General features: G+C 71.4%; 14 protein-coding genes. 11 read left to right on the top strand and 3 right to left on the bottom strand.

Annotation, left to right across the window (positions count from 1 at the left end):
- Positions 1–4 precede the first annotated feature (4 nt).
- From DJ74_RS12175 to DJ74_RS12150, 6 genes are all read left to right on the top strand, one after another.
- The gene (locus DJ74_RS12175) at positions 5–871 is read left to right on the top strand and encodes a universal stress protein (RefSeq protein WP_094524696.1); all 867 of its coding nucleotides are present in this window, start codon (positions 5–7) and stop codon (positions 869–871) included.
- A gap of 147 nt (positions 872–1018) precedes the next feature.
- Positions 1019–1915 (top strand): complex I NDUFA9 subunit family protein, encoded by an 897-nt coding sequence (locus DJ74_RS12170; protein ID WP_094524695.1) that lies wholly within the window; start codon positions 1019–1021, stop codon positions 1913–1915.
- Positions 1916–2072: 157 nt separating this feature from the next.
- A complete protein-coding gene (locus tag DJ74_RS12165) occupies positions 2073–3251 on the top strand; it encodes a tubulin/FtsZ family protein (protein ID WP_170938216.1) in 1179 nt (392 codons plus the stop codon).
- Between the two features lie 13 nt (positions 3252–3264).
- Positions 3265–3960 (top strand): 2-phospho-L-lactate guanylyltransferase, encoded by a 696-nt coding sequence (gene cofC, locus DJ74_RS12160; RefSeq protein WP_094527409.1) that lies wholly within the window; start codon positions 3265–3267, stop codon positions 3958–3960.
- A gap of 107 nt (positions 3961–4067) precedes the next feature.
- Positions 4068–5231, top strand: coding sequence for a 7,8-didemethyl-8-hydroxy-5-deazariboflavin synthase subunit CofG (gene cofG, locus DJ74_RS12155; protein WP_094527408.1), 1164 nt, complete (start codon positions 4068–4070; stop codon positions 5229–5231).
- A 109-nt stretch (positions 5232–5340) separates the two neighbouring features.
- Positions 5341–6201, top strand: coding sequence for a mechanosensitive ion channel family protein (locus DJ74_RS12150; protein WP_094524691.1), 861 nt, complete (start codon positions 5341–5343; stop codon positions 6199–6201).
- Between the two features lie 27 nt (positions 6202–6228).
- On the opposite strand, the gene DJ74_RS12145 is transcribed toward DJ74_RS12150, so the two are convergent.
- Entirely contained in the window at positions 6229–7701 is a 1473-nt protein-coding gene (locus DJ74_RS12145; RefSeq protein ID WP_094527407.1) for an MATE family efflux transporter, read from the bottom strand.
- A gap of 127 nt (positions 7702–7828) precedes the next feature.
- On the opposite strand from DJ74_RS12145, the gene thiE reads away from it, so the two are divergent.
- Positions 7829–8461 (top strand): thiamine phosphate synthase, encoded by a 633-nt coding sequence (gene thiE / locus DJ74_RS12140; RefSeq protein ID WP_094527406.1) that lies wholly within the window; start codon positions 7829–7831, stop codon positions 8459–8461.
- A gap of 69 nt (positions 8462–8530) precedes the next feature.
- On the opposite strand, the gene DJ74_RS12135 is transcribed toward thiE, so the two are convergent.
- Together DJ74_RS12135 and DJ74_RS12130 are read right to left on the bottom strand one after the other, a co-directional pair.
- Positions 8531–9382, bottom strand: coding sequence for an SDR family oxidoreductase (locus DJ74_RS12135; RefSeq protein ID WP_094527405.1), 852 nt, complete (start codon positions 9380–9382; stop codon positions 8531–8533).
- Between the two features lie 501 nt (positions 9383–9883).
- Positions 9884–10588 carry an SDR family oxidoreductase gene (locus DJ74_RS12130; RefSeq protein ID WP_094524687.1) on the bottom strand — a complete coding sequence of 235 codons (705 nt, stop codon included), beginning with the start codon at positions 10586–10588 and terminating at the stop codon, positions 9884–9886.
- Positions 10589–10738: 150 nt separating this feature from the next.
- On the opposite strand from DJ74_RS12130, the gene DJ74_RS12125 reads away from it, so the two are divergent.
- The 4 genes from DJ74_RS12125 (at position 10739) to DJ74_RS12110 (ending at position 14688) form a co-directional block, all read left to right on the top strand.
- Complete coding sequence (locus DJ74_RS12125; RefSeq protein ID WP_094527404.1) at positions 10739–12238, top strand: NAD(P)/FAD-dependent oxidoreductase; 1500 nt, start codon at positions 10739–10741, stop codon at positions 12236–12238.
- Positions 12239–12246: 8 nt separating this feature from the next.
- Entirely contained in the window at positions 12247–13134 is an 888-nt protein-coding gene (locus DJ74_RS12120; protein ID WP_394338280.1) for a prenyltransferase, read from the top strand.
- On the top strand, positions 13131–14033 hold the full coding sequence (cruF, locus tag DJ74_RS12115; RefSeq protein ID WP_094527403.1) for a bisanhydrobacterioruberin hydratase: 903 nt from the start codon (positions 13131–13133) through the stop codon (positions 14031–14033). The genes DJ74_RS12120 and cruF overlap by 4 nt, the downstream gene beginning before the upstream one ends.
- Before the next feature lie 97 nt (positions 14034–14130).
- On the top strand, positions 14131–14688 hold the full coding sequence (locus DJ74_RS12110) for a diadenylate cyclase (protein WP_094527402.1): 558 nt from the start codon (positions 14131–14133) through the stop codon (positions 14686–14688).
- Positions 14689–14952: the final 264 nt, after the last annotated feature.

The following is a 14952-nucleotide window of genomic DNA, read 5'->3' as shown; positions in this document are numbered from 1 at the left end:
GCGCATGTTCGACCGGATCCTGTTCCCGACCGACGGCGGCGACGGGGCGGACGCGACGTTCGACCACGTCCTCGACCTGGCCGCGGACCACGACGCGACGGTCCACGTGCTCAACGTCGCCGACACGACCCACGACAGCGTCACGCGAGTCGGTCGAGACGTGGTCGACGTGCTCGAACGCGAGGGCGAGGACGTCGTCGACGCGGCCGCGGAGCGGGCCGCTGACCGCGGCGTCGAGACCGTCACGGCGGTGCTCCAGGGCGGCGTGGGCGAGACGATCGTCGCGTACGCGGCGGAACACGAGGTCGACCTCGTCGCGATGCCGACGCGCGGGCGGGAGGGCCTCGACCAACTGCTCCTCGGGAGCACGACCGAGCGCGTCGTCCGCCGGTCGCCGGTCCCGGTGCTCAGCCTCCGGCCCGACGGCGGGGCGCCGCGGTACCCGTACCGGAACGTGCTCCTGCCGACCGACGGGAGCGATCGGGCCGTCGAGGCGCTCGACCGCGCCGTGGCGCTGGCGGCGCGAAGCGGGGCGACGCTCCACGTGCTCTCCGTCGTCGACGTCGGGACCATCGGGGCCGAGGCGTACTCGGGCACCGACGCGCTCGTGTCGGCGTCCGAGGAGACGGTCGCGGACGCCGTCGCCGTCGCCGAGGCGGCGGGCGTGGAGACGGTCGAACGCGTCGAGGTCGGCTCGTCGGCGGCCCGCGGGATCCGGTCGTATATCGCGGACCACGACGTCGACCTCGTGGTCATGGGCACCCGGGGGTTGACCGGCGTCGAGCGCTACCTGCTCGGGAGCGTCGCCGAGCGCACCGTCCGGACCTCCCCGGTGCCGGTGTTGACCGTGCCGGAGAGCGACTCGGAGTGAGGCGGACGCGAGCACGGAACGAGGTCTGATCCCGGTCCTGAACGAGATTGGAGTGAGGCCGGCCGCCGAGGTCGAAACCGCGACACCGCTCCGCGCGCCGCCCGACATCGCGGTAGGTTTACGGGGGCTCCTCGCATTACTCCGCGCATGAAGGTGTTGGTAGCAGGCGGGACCGGGTTCATCGGGTCGTACCTCTGTCGCGCGCTCGCCGAGGGGGGCCACGACGTGACCGCCCTCTCCCGCTCGGGGAGCGAGACGCCGGAGGGCGTCGACGTCGTCAGGGGCGACGTCACGGACTACGACTCGATCGCCGGGGCGGTGGAGGGGCAGGACGCCGTGGTGAATCTGGTCGCGCTCTCGCCGCTGTTCGAGCCGAAGGGCGGCAACGTGATGCACGACCGGATCCACCGCGGCGGCACGGAGAACCTCGTGAACGCCGCCGAGGCGGGCGGGGTCGACCGGTTCCTCCAGCTCAGCGCGCTCGGGGCCGACCCCGACGGCGACACGGCGTACATCCGCGCGAAGGGGGAGGCCGAGGAGATCGTTCGCCGGAGCGGCCTCGACTGGACGATCTTCCGGCCGTCGGTCGTCTTCGGCGAGGGCGGGGAGTTCGTCTCGTTCACCAAGCGGCTGAAGGGGATGTTCGCCCCGGGGCTTCCGCTGTACCCGCTTCCCGGCGGCGGGAAGACCCGGTTCCAGCCGATCCACGTCGAGGACCTCGTTCCGATGTTGGTGGACGCGCTGGAGGAGGAGGAACACGTCGGCGAGACCTATGAGATCGGCGGCCCGGAGACGCTGACGCTCCGGCAGGTGACCGACCTCGTGTACGAGGCCGAACGCAAGGGCGTCACCATCGTCCCGCTGCCGATGCCGCTCGCCAAAATCGGCCTGTCGGTGCTGGGCGCCGTGCCCGGCTTTCCGATGGGGCCCGACCAGTACCGGTCGTTACAGTTCGACAACACGACCGCGGACAACGACGTCGCCGCGTTCGGCGTCGACCCCGGCGAACTGACCACGCTCGGCGCGCACCTCGGCGTGCGATGACGGGGTCGATCGGGGGACGTGACGGCGATCCGGGCGACGACACCGAAGTCGCGGCGCCGTTCGTGTCACTCAGGTGGCTATCAGCGATGGTAACGGCAACCGAAGGCTTAAATATGCCTTCACGTTCTGTTTCTTTCAAAGGCCGAGGGAGCACACGATGAAACTTGCAATGATCGGATTCGGACAGGCGGGGGGGAAAGTCGTCGACAAATTCCTGGAGTACGACAAGCGGACGGGATCGGAGATCGTCCGCGCGGCCGCGGCCGTCAACACGGCCAAGGCCGATCTGATGGGCCTCGAGCACGTCGCCGAGGACCAGCGCGTACTCATCGGGCAGTCCCGGGTGAAGGGCCACGGGGTCGGCGCGGACAACGAGCTCGGCGCGGAGATCGCCGAGGAGGACATCGACGAGGTGCAGGGTGCCATCGACTCGATCCCGGTCCACGAGGTCGACGCGTTCCTCGTCGTCGCCGGGCTCGGCGGCGGTACCGGCTCCGGCGGCGCGCCGGTGCTCGCGAAACACCTCAAGCGGATCTACACCGAGCCCGTCTACGGGCTCGGGGTCCTGCCGGGTAGCGACGAGGGCGGGATCTACACCCTCAACGCGGCCCGCTCGTTCCAGACGTTCGTCCGCGAGGTGGACAACCTGATGGTGTTCGACAACGACGCCTGGCGGAAGACGGGCGAGTCCGTTCAGGGCGGCTACGAGGAGATCAACGAGGAGATCGTCCGGCGGTTCGGCATCCTCTTCGGCGCCGGCGAGATCCAGCAGGGGCAGGAGGTCGCCGAGAGCGTCGTCGACTCCTCGGAGATCATCAACACGCTCTCCGGGGGCGGCGTCTCCACCGTCGGCTACGCGGAGGAGGAGGTCGAGGAGCGCAGCTCGGGGGGACTGCTCTCGCGGCTCCGCAACGACGACGGGGGAGACGAGCTCGACAGCGCGCACACCACGAACCGCATCACCAGCCTCGTCCGCAAGGCGGCGCTGGGCCGGCTCACGCTCCCCTGCGAGATCGAGGGCGCGGAGCGCGCGCTGCTCGTGCTCGCGGGACCGCCGGAGTACCTCAACCGGAAGGGCATCGAGCGCGGGCGGAAGTGGCTCGAAGAGCAGACCGGCTCGATGGAGGTCCGCGGCGGGGACTACCCGTACCGCGGCGCCGGCTTCGTCGCGACGGTGATCCTGCTGGCGGGCGTCACGAACGTCCCGCGGATCAAGGAGCTCCAACAGGTCGCCATCGAGGCGCAGGACAACTTGGACGAGATCCGCGAGGAGAGCGACGAGAACCTCGACGAGCTCGTCAGCGACGACAGCGACGAGCTGGAATCCCTGTTCTAGGGCGACCCTCCCGATGGAGGTCCTCGTCCCGTTCTCGACCGACCGCCCCAAGTCGCGGCTCTCCGCCGTCCTCGACCCGGACGAGCGGAAGGCGTTCGCGCGGGCGATGCTCCGCGACGTGCTCGACGCGGTCCGGGCCGCCGACGGCGACCCGCGGGTGCTCGCCACCGGCCCGGTCGAGGCCGACCTCGCGTGCCCCGTCGACGTCGACGAGCGGCCGCTGACCGACGCGGTCAACGCGGCGCTCGACGCGGGGGTCGACGACTCTCCGGAGGACGCGACGCCCGCCGCGGTCGTCATGGCCGACCTCGCGCTCGCGACGCCCGAGGCGCTCCGGGAGCTGTTCGCGGCCGGTCGCGAGGCCGACGTCGCGATCGCGCCCGGTCGCGGCGGCGGGACGAACGCCTTCATCGCGAGCCACCCGGCGTTTCGGGTGGATTACCACGGCGCTTCCTACCTCGACCATCGGCGGATCGCCGCGGAGGTCGGCGCGAGCGTCGCGGTCGTCGACTCCCACCGGCTCGCGACCGACGTGGACGAGCCGGCGGACCTCGCGGAACTGCTGATCCACGCCGAGGCGGACGGCGTGGAAGGCGGCGACGACGGCACGGACGACGACGCCGACGGCGGCAGGGCGGCGCGGTGGCTCCGCGACGCCGGCTTCGCGCTCGACGCGACGGACGGGCGGGTCGGCGTCGAACGGGAGTGAGCCGGGACGGACCGCATCCGAGCGACCGGGGCGTCGAGCGCGAAGCCGACGGGCGCGAGGGATCCGGGACCGCGATCCTTTTTGAACCGCGAGCGTGAGAAGCGGACGTGTTCACGGCGGCCGGCGAGTACGGGATCGACCTCTCGATCGACGCGGACCGCGTGGAGCGGCTGCTCTCGGTGACGCCCGCCGACGTCGACCCCGCGGAGCGGCTCACCTTCGCCCGGAACGTCTTCGTGCCCCTGACGACCGCCTGCCGGTACACCTGTACCTACTGCACCTACTACGACGTGCCGGGCGAGGCCTCCCTGCTCTCGCCGGCGGAGGTCCGCGAGCGCTGCCGCGTCGGCGCCGACGCCGGCTGCACGGAGGCGCTGTTCACGTTCGGCGACGAGCCGGACGACCGGTACACCGAAATCCACGAGACGCTCGACGAGTGGGGGTTCGACTCGGTCCACGACTACCTGTATCGCGCCTGCGAGATCGCCTTGGAGGAGGGGCTGCTCCCGCACTCGAACCCCGGCGACCTCACGGAGGCGCAGTTCGCGGAGCTGCGGGAGGTGAACGCCTCGATGGGCGTCATGCTGGAGACGACCGCCGACGTCGACGCGCACTCGGGGGGCCGCCGAAAGACGCCCGGCCAGCGGCTCAACACGATCCGGGCCGCGGGCCGGCGGGGCGTCCCGTTCACCACGGGGATCCTCGTCGGCATCGGCGAGGATTGGCGGGACCGCGCGGAGAGCCTGCTCGCGATACGTCGGCTCCACGAGCGCCACGGCCACGTTCAGGAGGTGATCGTGCAGAACGTCGTCCCGAACGAGCGGTCGGACTTCGCGAAGCCCGATCTCCGGACGATGCGCCGCGTCGTCGCGATGGCCCGGGCGGCGCTCCCCCCGGAGGTGTCGGTACAGGTCCCGCCGAACCTCTCGCCCGCGGCCGACCTCGTCGACTGCGGGATAGACGACCTCGGCGGCGTCTCGCCGGTGACGGACGACTACATCAACCCGGCCTACGAGTGGCCCGACCTCGACGGCCTCCGGGCGGTCGCCGACGCGGGCGGGATGCCCCTCCGCGAGCGGCTCCCGACCTACGCGCGGTACCTCCCGGACGACCTCCGACCGGCGGGCGTCGACCCCGCCCGCTCGCCGGCGGGCCGCGACGGGTGGCTCCCCTCCGCGGTGATCGACCGGATCCGCGCGGACGACGTCCACGGGCGGCGGCTTCGCGGGGTCGCCCGCGGCGACGGACCGCTCGCGGTCCGCGGCGACTGAGCGGACCCCGGTTCGCGGGTCGCGTGCGGCTCCGAACCGGGCGACAGACCCGGGATAAACAACTGCGCTGCCAGTAGCTTCTTTAAATACCTCTCCGAATGGGTGCGTGATGCTACCACTACAGTTCGGCGGGTTCGGATTGAGCGCGGCCCTGACGGGGATCCTCTTCTCGGTGGCCCTGTTCCTCGTCGGGTTCGTGGGCGTGTTGCTGCTGGGCAAGGTCGTGCTCGTGCCGGCGGTCAAACGGGTGTTGAGGTCGCGAGGGTTCGACGAGGCCGTTCTCAGCCTCGGGTCGAGCGTGGCGAACGCCGTCGTCTGGGTGGCGGCGATCGCCATCGGATTCACGATGGCGGGCTACGGCGCGTTCCTCTCGGCGTTCGCCGTCTTCGGCGGCGCCATCGCGCTCGCGGTCGGCTTCGCCGCGCAGGACCTCCTCGGCAACTTCGTCGCCGGGATATTCATCCTGAAGGACAAGCCGTTCGAGGTCGGCGACTGGATCGAGTGGGACGGGAACGCCGGCCGCGTCGAGGACATCGACCTGCGCGTCTCGCGGGTCCGGACGTTCGACAACGAGCGGATCACGGTACCGAACGGCGACCTCGCGAACGGCGCCGTCACCAATCCGGTCGCCTACGAGACACTGCGCCAGAAGTTCGTCTTCGGGATCGGCTACGACGACGACATCGCGCAGGCGACCGACATCATCGTGGAGAAGGCGCAGGCGCACGAGGAGATCCTCGACGACCCGGGCGTCTCGGTCCGGCTCGTTGAGCTCGGCGACTCGGCCGTGGGGCTCCAGTCGCGCTGGTGGATCTCGGACCCGGACCGCGGCGACTTCGTCCGGGTGCGCTCGGAGTACGTCACCGCGGTGAAGGAGGCGTTCGACGAGGCCGGCATCGACATGCCGTACGTCCACCGGCAGCTCACCGGCAGCGTCGAGGTCCTCGAGTCGGTCGCCGACGACGAGTGACGGGTCGGCCCGCGAGAGCCGTTTCGGTTAGTCGGTCGACGCGTCGCCCTCCGCCGCGTCCGGCCGGTACTGCCGGCTGACCGCCTGCCACCGGTCCGAGCGGAACCGCGCGAGGTTCAACCCGGCCGGCACCAGCTTCTCGGCGATCACCGCCGCGTACAGCCCGCCGACGCCCAGCGGCGTCACCAGTCCGAGCAGCGCGGCCGGGAGCGCGACGACGTACAGCCCGACCATCGACGCGAGGAACGGCCAGCGGGTGTCGCCGGCGCCGCGGAGCGACCCCGTCACCGAGCCGTCGACGCCGAGCGGGAAGGCGGACACCGCGGCGACGACGACGAAGGCGGCGGTCGCGGCCACGGCCGCCGGGTCGTCGACGAACACGCCGGCGATCGGGTCGGCGGCCAGCAGGACCGCGACCGACGCGAGGGCGTACACGACCGCCGACAGCCGGATCACGTCGCGGCCGTACTCGGTCGCGAGCGACTCCTCGCCCGCGCCGAGCCGCTGGCCGACGAGCGTGCTCGCGGCGATGGAGAAGCCCCAGCTGAAGCTCCCGAGGAGCGCCCGGACGCGCCGCCCGACCTCGAGGGCCGCGACGGTGGCGTCGCCGAACGAGGAGGCGATCCACAGCAGGGGGAACACGGCGACGCCCTCGGCCACGCGGCGAGCGATCAGGGGCGCGGAGACCCGGAGGAGCTGTCGGACCAGGCCGGCGTCGATCCACGGGCCGTCTCGCCCGATCGGGATCGGCGAGGCGCCGCGCCCGAAGTACGACCGGCCGGTCATCCCCCACGAGAGCGCGACCCCGACGGCGGCGACGGAGACGGCGGTGCCGAGCCCCGCGCCGAACACGCCGAGGCCGGCGCCGAGCACGAGCCAGGCGGTGAGCGCGACGTTGAGGAGCGCGCCCCCGGCCCGGACCACCATCGGCGTGAACGTGTCGCCGACGCCGGCGTACGTGCGGCTCGCGATCATGTTGAAGAACTCGAAGGCGAGCGCCGGCGCGGTGACGGCGAGGTACACCGTCCCGGCCCGGAGGGCGGTCCCCTCGCCGCCGACGAGGGCGATCAGGGGCTCCGCGAACGCGACGAAGCCGACGACGATGGGCGCGGCGAGCGCCAGCGCGACGAGGAGAGAGGCCTTGACGACGAGCGCGGCGCGGTCGCCCTCGCCGCCGCCGTAGTTCTGCGAGACGAGCGACACCGTCCCGCCGGCGAGCCCGATCGAGACGAACTTCGCGAGCTGCCAGTAGGCGAACGCGAACGCCAGCCCGGCGACGGAGGGCGCCCCGAGCGCGATCCCGACGACCGCCAGGTCGACCGTGTTCTTCGACATGATCGCGAACCCGGTGACGACCCGGGGCCACGCGAGGTCGAGGGTCTCCCCGAGCCGGTCGCGGTCGATGACGCCGGCGCGGTCGAGCCCGTCCGCCGTCGCCGAGCCGAGCCGCGAGAGCGCGGAACGGAGTCGGGCGGCCGCCGCCCGGAGTCGTGATCGCATCACCGTCGGTACGGGGCGGCGCGGCTTGGGTCTGTTCACCGCGGCGGGTCGCGGGGGGCGTCCCGATCCGCGCGGGACCGTCGCTCGAACGGTAGCTTTTCACGGCGACCGCCCGAAGGCACAACTAATGAATACCACTGAGTGGCGGACGTACCTCGTGACGCAGTCGAGCCGGTCGGCGGGCCGCGACACCGAGGCGGTCGTCGAGGCGGCGCTCGCGGGCGGCGTCGACGCCGTGCAGCTCCGCGAGAAGGACGCGCCCGACGCGGAGCGGTACGAGGTCGGGACGCGGCTGCGCGAACTCACGGCCGACGCCGGCGTCCCGCTGATCGTCAACGATCGGGTCGACATCGCGGCCGCTATCGACGCCGACGGCGTCCACCTCGGGCAGTCGGACCTCCCGATCGAGGTCGCGCGCGAACAGCTCGGCGACGACGCGATCGTCGGGCGCTCGACCTCGACGGTCGAGCAGGCGGAGGCGGCCGCGGCGGCGGGCGCCGACTACCTCGGCGTCGGGGCGGTGTACGGGACGCGCACGAAGGACGTGCCGGACGCGAGAGACGGGATCGGGACCGAGCGGGTCCGGGAGATCGCGAGGGCGGTCGACCTCCCGGTTATCGGGATCGGCGGGATCGACGCCGACAACGCGGGCGCGGTGGCCGCGGCCGGCGCGGCGGGGGTCGCGGTCGTCTCCGCGATCACCGCCGCCGAGGACCTGGAAGCGGCGACCGCCGCGCTCCGGGAGGCGGTCACGGAGTGACGACGGGTCGCGCCGGCCTCCATGCGGTTTCGGCGCCGGCGACGCGTCGTCGCCGCACCGGGGGCGAGGTCACGCCTCGCGCTCGAACGACGGGTCGAACAGCCGCGCCGACATCGGCGCCGGGTCGCCCTCGGTGAGGTTGTAGTCGGAGAAGTCGGTGACGCCCGCCTCCCGGAGCAGCGCCTCGTCGTAGAAGCTCTCGCCGGTGCACTCCGAGGGGTCGCGCGCGAGGATCTCGAGCACCGCGTCGGAGACGATCTCCGGGGTGCGCCAGTCGTCCTCGGTCCCGAGCCCGAAGTAGCGGGTCGCGCGGGTGTCGATCGTCGTCACCGGCCAGAACGTGTTACAGCCGACGCCGTCGCTCGCCAGCTCCTCGGCCAGCGAGAGCGTGATGAACGACATCCCGAGCTTCGACCACGCGTACGGCGCCTTCCCCGGCGAGCGGTCGGTCACGACCGGCGGCGAGTTCGACAGGAACCACGCCTCGTCGAGCCCCGCGAGGTGGTCGGCGAACGCGTGCGCGACGAGGTGGGTCCCGCGGACGTTCACGTCGGTCAGGAGGTCGAACCGATCGGCCGGCAGGTCGGCGACGTTCGCGAGCTGGATCGCGCTCGCGTTGTTGATCACGACGTCGACCTCGCCGAAGCGGTCGATCGCCGCCCCGACCGCCGCCTCGACGCGGTCCTCGTCCCGGAGGTCGAGTTCGAGCGCGAGCGCCTCGGCGCCGCGGTCGCGCACCTCGCGGGCCGTCCGCTCGATCGACCCCGCCAGCTCGGAGTCGTCGTCGTCGGTCGTCTTGCCCGTCGAGACGACGTTACAGCCGCGGTCGGCGAGCGCGAGCGCGAGTTGCTTGCCGATGCCGCGGGTCGTGCCGGTGATGAACGCCGTCGAGCCCGAGAGGTCGGGGTCCGCGAGTGCCATATCCCCCCTTCGACCGACCGAGGGATAATTCTCGGTGTCCGGGCCGCGGAATCGGCGAGACGATATTTAAATATCAATAAGCGAAGACAACGATCACTTGTGAATAACAACCGCGGTGGCGCGTGCCTCCGAGCGCCCTTCGGGCGCGAGGAGCACGCGCGAGGGAGGCGGTCGCCCGAGCGAAGCGATGGGCGACCGGCGAGGCTGGGGAGGCGTGAGGTGCGGTCGCTGTGTGGGGCGGGACTCAAAGGGGCAGCCGCGCTCGACGAACCCCAGCGACGCAAGGACCACAGGGAGCGTAGCGACCGAGGACCGCAGCAAGCTGTGGGAGTCGAGCGCGGCTGCCGCTTCGGAGGTGTTCTCCGCCGATCCGTCAGCGACTATTTATAAGCGAGCGACTGCCGCTTCGGAGGTGTTCTTCGCCGATCCGTCAGCGACTATTTATAAGGGAGCGGCTGGGGCTTCGGAGGTGTTCTCCGCCGATCCGAACTCGATCGAGTCCTATCGCGTCGCCGACTTCCACTCGCGCAGCCCCAGTCGCTCGCCGTTCAGCTCCTCGGCGGGCGCCTCGGTGGCCGCCCAGACGAACAGCGGCGCGACGCTCTCGGGGTCGCGAGCGCGCTCCATGCCGGTGAGGTCGGTGGCGACGAGTCCCGGGTCGACGACGCCGACCGTCGCGTCGAGGTCGGCCGCGAACCCGCGCGCGACCGCCTCGGCCGCCGCCTTCGAGACCGCGTACGCGCCCATCCCGGCCTTCGACTCGTGGGCGACCGACCCCGAGGGGACGATCACCCGCGCGTCGTCGGCGAGGTGCGGGACCGCCTCGCCGATCGTCGCGAAGGCGCCGCGGGCGTTGGTGCGCATGGTGTCGTCGTAGTCGGCGTACGAGACCTCGTCCGTCGGGCTCTCGCCGGGGCCGCCGTGAAAGACGGCGGCGTTCGCGAGCACGACGTCGATCGGTCCCCCCTCGCGGGCGGCCCGCTGGAAGAAGCGCTCGAGGTCGAACTCGTCGCGGACGTCGACGCGCTCGCCCCACGCCTCGCCGGCGGCGCCCTCCCCGTCGCCGTTCAGCTCCGCGACGGTCCGATCGACCGCGTCGCCGTCGCGGCCGGAGACGGCGACGAACGCCCCCGCCTCGACGAACGCCTCGGCAACCGCCCGCCCGATCCCGCTCGTTGCGCCGGTGATCGCGACCGTCGGATCCATATGCGAATCGGTAGGGGCGTCGGCGACTTAGGCGTACCCACTCGCCGCGTCGGATCGGCGGCCGTCGGCGGCGGAGCCGAGACGGGCGGAGCGGGGGACCGCCGCCGCGTCTGGCCGGTATTTATACCGCCGCCGCCCCTACGATCTAACATGGACGTGGCCCCGGACATCGACGCCGTGGCCGGCGAATCCGTCGTCGTGATCGGCGGTGGATTCGGCGGTCTCTCGACAGCCTGTTACCTCGCGGACGCCGGCGCGGACGTGACCCTCTTGGAGAAGAACGAACAGCTCGGCGGGCGCGCGAGCCGACTGGAAACCGACGGGTTCCGCTTCGACATGGGCCCCTCGTGGTACCTGATGCCGGACGTGTTCGAGCGCTTCTTCGGCCACTTCGGCCGCTCGCCCGACGAGTTCTACGAGTTAGAGCGGCTCGACCCCCACTACCGCGTGTTCTGGAAGGACGGCGACAAGGTCGACGTGCTCCCGGACCGCGAGGCGAACCGGGAGCTGTTCGAGGAGTACGAACCCGGCGCAGGCGAGGCGTTCGAGGCGTACTTAGCGGAGTCGGAGCGGACGTACAACATCGGGATGGAGCACTTCGTCTACGAGGACCGGCCGCGCCTCCGCGACTACGTCGACAAGGACGTGCTCCGGTACTCGTGGGGGCTCTCGCTTTTGGGCAAGATGCAGGGACACGTGGAGGACTACTTCGACCACCCGAAGCTCCAGCAGCTGATGCAGTACACCCTCGTCTTCCTCGGCGGCTCGCCGTACAACACCCCGGCGCTGTACAACCTGATGAGCCACGTGGACTACAACATGGGCGTCTACTACCCCGAGGGCGGGATCGGCGCCGTCGTCGACGGGATCGTCGAGCTCGGCGACGACCTCGGCGTGGAGTACGTCACCGACGCCGAGGTGACGGGGATCGAGGGGCGCCGCGGCGCGTTCGCGGTCGACACCGCCGACGGCGAGCGCTACCTCTCGGACCTGGTCGTCTCCGACGCCGACTACGCGCACACCGAACAGGAACTGCTCCCGCCGCGCAAGCGGCAGTACACCGAGGCGTACTGGGAGTCGCGGACGTACGCCCCCTCCGCGTTCCTGTTGTACCTCGGCGTCGAGGGCGACGTGCCGAACCTCGAACACCACACGCTGGTGCTGCCGACGGCGTGGGACGGTCACTTCGAGCAGATCTTCGACGACCCGGCGTGGCCCGACGACCCCGCCTACTACCTCTGCGTGCCCTCTGAGACCGACGACACGGTGGCGCCCGAGGGGCACAGCAACCTCTTCGCCTTGGTCCCCGTCGCGCCCGGGCTCGAGGACACGCCCGAACTGCGCGAGGAGTACCGCGACCTCGTGTTGGACGATATCGCCGAGAACACCGGAACGGAACTCCGCGACCGGATCGTCGTCGAGGAGACGTTCAGCGTCGACGACTTCGCCGACCGGTACAACAGCTATCAGGGGAGCGCGCTCGGCCTGGCGCACACCCTGCGACAGACCTCGCTGCTCCGGCCGTCCCACGAGTCCGACGCGGTCGACGGGCTCTACTTCACGGGGTCGACGACGACGCCCGGCATCGGCGTCCCGATGTGTCTCATCAGCGGACAGATAACGGCGGAGACGGTCTCGAAGACGGCGTGAGGAAAGCCGTGACCGACACAGCGACCGACTCCGGCCGGCGGGCGTTCGCCGAGGACCTCCGGTACCTGCTGGTGTTGTCGCGGCCGCGCTTCTGGCTGTACCTCGCGGGCCCCGTCGCGGTCGGCGTCACGTACGGTATCGGCGACGTGAGCGAGCTGTTCACGCCGACGACCGTCGCGCTGGCGGCGTACTTCCTCGTCCCCGCGAACGTCTTCCTCTACGGCGTCAACGACGCGTTCGACGCCGACATCGACGAGCTGAACCCGAAGAAGGAGGACCGCGAGGCGCGCTGGCGTGGGAGCCGGCTCGTCGCGGTCGCGGTGCTCGCGTCGGCGCTCGCGGGGCTCGCCACCTTCGCGCTCGCGCCGCGGGTCGCGTGGCCGTACCTCGCCGGGTTCCTCCTGCTGTCGGTGGGGTACAGCGCCCCGCCGGTGCGGTTCAAGACGACGCCGTTCCTCGACTCCGTCTCGAACGGCCTGTACATCCTCCCCGGCGCGGCCGCGTACGCGACCGTCGCCGGGGTCCACCCCCCGCTCGCGGCGCTCGCGGGCGCGTGGCTCTGGACGATGGGGATGCACACGTTCTCCGCGATCCCCGACATCGAACCGGACCGGGCCGCCGGGATCCGGACGACGGCGACGCTGCTCGGCGAGGGACGGACGTACGCCTACTGCTTCGCGTGCTGGGCCGTCGCCGCGGCCGCGTTCGCCTCGGTCGACCTCCGGCTCGGGGCGCTGCTCGGCGTGTATCCGGTCTTCGTCGCGTGGGTCGCCGCCTCGTCGGTGTCGGTCGACCGCGCGTACTGGTGGTTTCCGGCGCTGAACACCGCCGTCGGCACCCTGCTGGCGATGGGCGGGCTGTGGCGCGTCTACCCGATCACGGAGGTGCTCGCGTGAGCGACCCGGACGGATCGGCGGGGTCCGCGAGGTCGGCCGAGTCGGCCGCGTCCGGCGTCGACACGCTCCGAGCGCGGCTTCCCGACACGCGCCGCGAGGCGGAGCGCCTGCTCGACCGGACCGTCCGCGAGAACCGGTTCACCATCGCCGTGCTGTTCCCGCTCGTCGGCGCGCTCGCCCTGGTCGGCAGCGCGGAGGGATGGGTGCCGGAGCCGTTCGCCTTTCACCCGTGGTTCGTGCTGTTCGGGGTGTTGGTGATGCGCTCGCCGCTCGTCGTCGGGGTGTTGCCCGCGCTCGACCGCCGCGCGCTCGGGTGGATCGGCGTCCTGACCGCGTACACTTACGCGATCGAACTGGTCGGCGTCGCCACGGGGTGGCCGTACGGAAACTTCGAGTACGTCGTGGACCTCGGGCCGATGCTCGGCGGCGTGCCGGTCGCGCTCCCGGTGTTCTTCATCCCCCTCGTGGTCAACGCGTACCTGCTCTGTCTCCTCCTCTTGGGCCCGCGGGCCTCGAACGGCTGGCTCCGGCTGGCGACCGTGATCGCCGCGGTCGTCGCGATGGACGTGGTGCTCGACCCCGGCGCGGTCGCGCTCGGCTTCTGGAGCTTCGGCGGCGGGAGCTTCTACGGCGTCCCGCTCTCGAACTACGCCGGCTGGGTGGTGTCGGCGACGGTCGCGGTCGTCACGCTCGACCGCGCGTTCGCGGGGACGACGCTCCGCGACCGCCTGCGCGACTGCGAGTTCATGCTCGACGACATGGTGAGCTTCGTGATCCTCTGGGGCGGGATCAACCTCTGGTACGGGAACCCCCTCCCGGCCGCCGTCGCCGCCGCGTTCGGCGTCGGACTCCTCCGAGCGGACCGGTTCGACGCGCGGCTGTTCACCCCGTGGGAGTGACTCCCCGACCCGACTCGGTATCGCTTATATACGTCCCCCTCCTTTCCGGTGATATGAGCGTCCAAGAGAGTCGCGCGCGGCCCGGCGAGGAGGCGGAATGAGTCGGCTAACGATCGAGTACGGCGCTCACGAGCGCGTCAGCGAGGTCGTCGACCGGCTGACGTACTGCGCCGAGCACATCAGCGTCGCGTTCGACGGGTGGGAGGAGCCGCACGTCAAGGGACCGGGACTGTACTTCGCGGTCGTCGCCGACCGCGGCTACGGCGCGTACGCCGACGCGATGGGGGACAACCGCTGGCCTCGGGAGGACTGCGCGTCGGTCTTCGACGAGGACGCGTTCGTCGACGCCGCCGGGACGGTGAGCGTCGAACGGGACGGGGGGATCGTCGTCGCCGTCGACGGCGAGGTCGAGGAGCAGATGGTTCGCTTCCGCGACCTCGGCACCCGGAGCGGCGAGTCCCGGCTCGTCGACGACGTGAGCTACGAGCCGTGGATGGGGTCGCGGCACATGAGCGCGATCGAGACCTCGGTCCGGCCGGAGGTCGTGGCGACGGTGACGCTGAGCGAGGAGACGGGGCGCGTGAGCGTCTTCCGCGACGGCGATGCGACGTCGATGCGGCGCAACGAGATCGGCGGCGAGTGGCGCGCCGAGTAGGCGCCGGACGGAGATTTCGGTGTCGTCGACCGCGTTTCTACCCCCGAGCCCGGACGTCGTTCAGGTCGGGAGCCGACGGCGAGGCGGCGGGACCTCCGAGTGCCCGCGTCCGGGAGTTTTCCTCCAACGGAGACGGAGACCCATCGATCCGGACGTCGCGGTGCGATCGGAGACGCGGCGCGGGCTGTCGAAGTTCGGTGTCCCCGCCGCTGTACCGCACTACTTTCGCTCATGCAGATATCATCGACTTCTTATAAATCTGGG

The sequence above is a fragment of the Halorubrum sp. Ea8 genome (assembly GCF_002252925.1).
Lineage (GTDB): Archaea > Halobacteriota > Halobacteria > Halobacteriales > Haloferacaceae > Halorubrum.
This window is presented reverse-complemented; position numbering and strand designations above follow the sequence as displayed.

Bases quoted from the DNA above. Each gene is read 5' to 3' on its own strand.
- DJ74_RS12130 (WP_094524687.1), bottom strand. From the start codon at position 10,588: ATGGATCCGACGGTCGCGATCACCGGCGCAACGAGCGGGATCGGGCGG.
- DJ74_RS12150 (WP_094524691.1), top strand. From the start codon at position 5,341: ATGCTACCACTACAGTTCGGCGGGTTCGGATTGAGCGCGGCCCTGACG.
- DJ74_RS12135 (WP_094527405.1), bottom strand. From the start codon at position 9,382: ATGGCACTCGCGGACCCCGACCTCTCGGGCTCGACGGCGTTCATCACC.
- DJ74_RS12170 (WP_094524695.1), top strand. From the start codon at position 1,019: ATGAAGGTGTTGGTAGCAGGCGGGACCGGGTTCATCGGGTCGTACCTC.
- DJ74_RS12175 (WP_094524696.1), top strand. From the start codon at position 5: ATGTTCGACCGGATCCTGTTCCCGACCGACGGCGGCGACGGGGCGGAC.
- DJ74_RS12110 (WP_094527402.1), top strand. From the start codon at position 14,131: ATGAGTCGGCTAACGATCGAGTACGGCGCTCACGAGCGCGTCAGCGAG.
- DJ74_RS12125 (WP_094527404.1), top strand. From the start codon at position 10,739: ATGGACGTGGCCCCGGACATCGACGCCGTGGCCGGCGAATCCGTCGTC.
- cofC (WP_094527409.1), top strand. From the start codon at position 3,265: ATGGAGGTCCTCGTCCCGTTCTCGACCGACCGCCCCAAGTCGCGGCTC.
- DJ74_RS12165 (WP_170938216.1), top strand. From the start codon at position 2,073: ATGAAACTTGCAATGATCGGATTCGGACAGGCGGGGGGGAAAGTCGTC.
- DJ74_RS12145 (WP_094527407.1), bottom strand. From the start codon at position 7,701: ATGCGATCACGACTCCGGGCGGCGGCCGCCCGACTCCGTTCCGCGCTC.
- thiE (WP_094527406.1), top strand. From the start codon at position 7,829: ATGAATACCACTGAGTGGCGGACGTACCTCGTGACGCAGTCGAGCCGG.